The following is a 4,959-nucleotide window of genomic DNA, read 5'->3' as shown; positions in this document are numbered from 1 at the left end:
GGGCCGCCGCCACCGTAGATCGAGTGTCTGAAGAACGAGAACCCGACAGCGGTACCCATGACACGGCCGTAGTCGCTGCTCGGGAGACCGGTCTCGTGCTCAAGCAGGTCGTTGAAGTACAGGAGCGTCGAGGAGACTGCCTGGGCGAACCGTCCGGCACCACAGTTGACGATGGTGGCTGCCATGGATCCCGCAGCAGTGTAGGCGTTCCAGAGCATGGGGTCCTTCGTGTCGTAGAACTGGAAGTATCCGCCCTTCTTGCCGGGGGTGATGACCTTGTCCTCGATAGCACGCTCGACCAGGCTCTGGACAACCGTACCAACGGTTCCAGTCTGGCCGTTTGCCTTGACGAGGTCGTAGACCATGTTGTTCGCGTTCAGGCCCTGGTAGGCGTAGGCGAGCAGCGTGGCACGCTCGAAGGGTCCGATGGCGGATCCCATCTCGAAGATACCGGCGGTCTCGAGCGTGGATGAGAGTGCAGCGCCCTGCAGGGCGTTCCTGTTGGTCATCATCACGACGTGGTTGACCGGGATGTTCCGGAGCGCGTAGCCGAGACCTTCGTTGTTCTGGGGGATGTTCAGGATCGACGTAACGAGCGAGCCCTTCATGTCCTGGGTGTGCGGGTAACCGCCCCAGCAGGCCGCCTTGACGGTGGAAGCGTTGAAAGCGTCGACATTGAACTGGTCGACGATCGCGTAGGTGGTCGCGGAGGCGACCGCGGTGATTGCCGCATCGTAGGTAGCCGCGTTGATCAGGCGCTTCGCCGGGACCTGGACAAGCTGGAGCTTTCCTCCGTTGAACTCCAGGATCTCGGTGTCATCACCTTCTTCAACCTGGATCATCTCCTTGATCTTGGCGACGATGGCGTCCTTGTTCTCCATGATGGGGAGATCCAGTTCTCTTCCCTTGATCTTGCCCTGTCCAAGTTTTCCGCTCTTGAGCGCATCCTGGATGCCCCCAAGGTTTACGTTGATTGTTCTCTTGGTCAGGTCGATGATCTTACTTGTGGCCGGGTTAACCAGCGGGCTGATTCTGTCGAGGGAGACGCCGCTCTTGAGCAGCTTCCCATCATCAGAATAGAGATCGATTGTTTCCGTGTATTTAGCCATAGTATTTCATCCTTTTACCCTTGTTCAATGCATTCCGTTCATGAAAGAGACCGGGCATTCACCTGCTCCGGTTCCCTGAAGGCCGCTACTGCACGTCCCAAAAGGGACTATAAGAGTAGAAGGAGGGTTATTAATAAAATTTGCGAATTCAAATTGGATTTTAACGTAAATAATAATATTCATCGTAATTATATTCATATCAGGGTATTTTAAAATCGGGATTCAATTGTCCAAATTGTTGATCGTTGTACTTAAAAAGGATTTCGACGGGTTGTCGCCCCTCAGTTCACGGCCTGGGAGGAGCAGCAGAGAGGGACATATTAAATAATAAAATGAACAAACAGATTAATAATAAGTATGATTATTTCTTCAGATGCAATGTCCAACAGTATCCACTTTCATACGTTGCACTCAAAGATATATAATGCTACCCAAAACGGACAGGATTTTTCAAAACCCTGATCGTCAGACGCCTGTTTTATGAACGCACCAGATTACGGTCAAAATTAAAAGAGATGCAAATATATAGTGCTCACTAACTCACCAGCCATCCGTATCCAGGTGCACCGCGAGCCGGACAGGCGGGGGAGACCACCCCGGCCCGCGCCCCGGGAAGACCTGTGAGTATCCGGCTCAGGAGAGCCGCTCCAGGTGGAGGCGAGATCTGGTTTTTCGCGTATATTTAGGGGCACCGCTGCACCCACACTCTCCATGAAATGCCTATTTACAGGTCAGATAGCCGATATTTATGCGAGCAGCCCCTTGCTCTGCCAGATCTGCGCCGCAGACGGAGCGTTGCCTCATGCAGAGAGGCATGTTGCCGCGCCATGCGCGAAAGGCAACGGGGAAGGCAGGAACCACACGAACCTCACCATCTCCGCGTGCGACCGCATCACCATCTACACCGCCGACCGTCTCACACAGGAGTACGCGAAGAGCGCGAAGGCCGTGGGATTGCGACATCCCCCATCGCGCCTCCCACGTGCTTCGCGAGCGGTCGGCGATCGTTCCCACACACCAGGATCCGCAAAAAGGGTGAATCAGTTCACTATCTGCGCCTTTCGGGCACTAGAGGGGTCGTGAGGCCGGATACCTACGCCCATCCGGACAAACTCCATGCTCCTGAGTTAACCAGATCCCAAACCAGAAACATTTAGGTGGTCAGCAAAAATACGTCCAATTTCGTGACTTTTCTGTAACATAATCGCATTTATTACCCGGAGGGGTAAAGTTTACCAAATTAACTGTTTGAAGTAAATTTAGTCGCTTGATCCCCCTTACAAATACGGAATGGTTAAATAGAATTCATTACAAGTTATGATAAAACGATCTATCCGGTGCTCCGCCAAGAGAGTTTCAGTCCATCCCGAGGTGGGCAGCCCCCCTCTGCGTATTCCCCCCGGTTTCTGGCAGTGCTCCAGCAAACCCGAACGACAAACCTTCTCCGTGCAAGAAGGCCCGGCATACCGGGTACGGGGCGTCCTGGTGGACACTCTCGCAACACAGTGAATGGCCCAAATGCGGGTCAAATCCAGAGCACCACTCTCCGGGGCCGATTCTCCTGGAGGTTAGGAGAACCGGCCCTGTCAATCACATTGAGGCAAAACCATGGCGAAGAAGATTACGTTGAACATGATCACCCAGCGCTCTGTAGAAGAAGGCGTTGGGATAGTAAAGGGCAAAATGACCCCGGAGTACTTCGAGGCCTGCTCTATCATCGAGATGCACGACGACGACGTCAAAGCACTCGGTCTGGTCCCGAACCAGCTCGTCAAGGTGACGAGCGAATGCGGAAGTGTTATCGTCAAAAGCGTCAGGGGACGCCAGGCGCTCTACCCCGGTCTTGCGTTCATTCCGCAGGGTGTCTATGCAAACCAGATAGTCCCGCCGCGGACTCAGGCAACCGGGGAACCCCAGTACAGCGGATTTCCTGTGACAGTCGAGCCCGCTCCTGAAGGCGAGAGGCGCAAGAGCACCCTCGAACTCGTCCAGAGCGCCGTAGGGATGTGGAGAGGTGATCAGTAATGGCAAAAAAGATTGAGAATGTCGGATGCCCGTTCTGCGGCGTCTGCTGTGACGACCTTGTCGTCACCGTCTCTGACGACGGGAAGAAGATCCTTGAGGTTGAGAACGCCTGCATCATCGGCAGCACGGTCTTCCACCGTGCCATGGAGGATCGGCACACACTGCCCCGCCTCCGCCAGCCGGACGGCACCTACAAAGAGATCTCCTACGATGAGGCAGTCGATTACACGGCAAAGGTCTTCTACAACGCAAAGAAACCCCTGATCTACGGGTTTGGGTCGACCAACTGTGAGGGCATGGCCGCCGCTGCCAAGGTCGCTGAGAAGGCAGGTGCCGTGCTCGACAACTGTGCGTCCATCTGCCACGGGAGCTCGTTCCTTGCTATATTCGACAACGGCTACCCGAGCTGCACCCTCGGCGAGACAAAGAACCGGGCCGACGTCATCGTCTACTGGGGCGCAAACCCGGCTCACGCTCACCCGCGGCACATGTCCCGCTACTCGATCTTCCCCCGCGGGTTCTTCACCGGCAAGGGCCACAAGGGCCGCAAGATCATCGTCATCGATCCCCGGCACACCGACACCGCTCAGGTGGCTGATATCCACCTGCAGGTGAAACAGGGACACGACTACGACCTCTTCAACGCATTCCGGACCGTTGTCCGGGGCCACGATATCCCCGATGAGGTTGCGGGTATCAAGAAGGAACAGATCATCGAGGCTGTCGAGATCATGAAGAAGGCGCGGTTCGGCACCATCTTCTACGGCATGGGTCTCTGCCACTCCGACGGTCGGAACCACAACGTGGACATCGCCATCAGCCTGACCCGCGACCTCAACGACTTCACCAAGTGGACGATCATGGCGATGCGGGGTCACTACAACATCACGGGGCCTGGCGCGGTCTGGTCATGGCAATACGGGTTCCCCTACTGCCTGGACCTGACGAAGAGGGATATCGCCCACATGAACCCGGGTGAGACGAGCTCTGTCGACCTCGCCATGCGGGAAGAGGTGGACGCCTTCGTCAACATCGGGACCGATGCCGCCGCTCACTTCCCGATCGAGCCGGTCAAAAACCTCAGGAAGCATCCCTGGATCACCATCGACCCCCACCCCAACATGGCAACCGAGATCTCAGACCTCCATATCCCGGTGGGAATCGTCGGTGTCGAGGTTCCGGGCATCGTCTATCGGATGGACAACGTCCCGATCCAGTACCGTAAGGTCATCGATGCACCCGATGGTGTCCCGAGCGACGAGGAACTCTTCGAGCGGATCTACCAGAGGCTCTGCGAACTGGAAGCGGAGGACGCCGCAAAGGAACCTGCAAAGGCCGTACCTGAAGGTGTCCGTGCGGGGGAATGAACCATGGGTGAACTAATAATCAAGAACGGATTCGTCTTTGACCCCCTGCAGCGGATCAAGGGCGACCGGATGGATATCGGGATCAAGGACGGCAAGATCGTCGAGACGACGGCTCTGGCGAACCCGAAGACAATCGATGCCGCCGGCATGACCGTGATGGCGGGCGGTGTGGACATCCACTCTCACGTTGTCGGGCCGAAGGTGAACGTCGGCCGGCTCTTCCGGCCTGAGGACAAACTCTTCAAGAGCCCCCACAAATCTCCTACGTGCAACCGCATGGAGATGGGCTTCTCGGTCCCCTCCACGTTCAAGACCGGCTACGACTACGCCCGGATGGGCTACGTCTTCGTTAACGAAGCAGCGATGCCCCCGCTCCACTCCCCGCACGTCCACGAGGAGATCCGGGATACCCCGATCATCGACAACTCCGCGATGCCGGTCTTCGGGAACAACTGGTT

Annotated in this window: 4 protein-coding genes; 3 read left to right on the top strand and 1 reads right to left on the bottom strand. The window is 56.3% G+C overall.

Annotated elements, in window-relative coordinates; genetic code table 11:
- Positions 1-1,109 (bottom strand): methyl-coenzyme M reductase subunit beta (locus BP858_RS08700; RefSeq protein WP_286879311.1); only part of this gene is annotated, 1,109 nt, incomplete at its 3' end.
- A 1,608-nt stretch (positions 1,110-2,717) separates the two neighbouring features.
- Here BP858_RS08700 and BP858_RS08695 point away from each other — a divergent pair.
- The 3 genes from BP858_RS08695 to BP858_RS08685 form a co-directional block, all read left to right on the top strand.
- Positions 2,718-3,134: a molybdopterin dinucleotide binding domain-containing protein gene (locus BP858_RS08695; RefSeq protein WP_048104695.1), complete on the top strand. Its 417-nt coding sequence runs from the start codon at positions 2,718-2,720 to the stop codon at positions 3,132-3,134.
- The gene (locus tag BP858_RS08690) at positions 3,134-4,501 is read left to right on the top strand and encodes a formylmethanofuran dehydrogenase subunit B (protein ID WP_214166986.1); all 1,368 of its coding nucleotides are present in this window, start codon (positions 3,134-3,136) and stop codon (positions 4,499-4,501) included. The genes BP858_RS08695 and BP858_RS08690 overlap by 1 nt, the downstream gene beginning before the upstream one ends.
- A gap of 3 nt (positions 4,502-4,504) precedes the next feature.
- On the top strand, positions 4,505-4,959 hold a 455-nt coding region (locus BP858_RS08685; protein WP_286879310.1), incomplete at its 3' end, for an amidohydrolase family protein.

It is taken from the genome of Methanoculleus sp. UBA413 (genome assembly GCF_002502935.1).
Taxonomy (GTDB): Archaea; Halobacteriota; Methanomicrobia; order Methanomicrobiales; family Methanoculleaceae; genus Methanoculleus; species Methanoculleus bourgensis.
The sequence above is the reverse complement of the archived record's forward strand: the minus strand, read 5'-3'. Positions and strand labels throughout refer to the sequence as shown.

Bases quoted from the DNA above. Each gene is read 5' to 3' on its own strand.
- BP858_RS08690 (WP_214166986.1), top strand. From the start codon at position 3,134: ATGGCAAAAAAGATTGAGAATGTCGGATGCCCGTTCTGCGGCGTCTGC.
- BP858_RS08695 (WP_048104695.1), top strand. From the start codon at position 2,718: ATGGCGAAGAAGATTACGTTGAACATGATCACCCAGCGCTCTGTAGAA.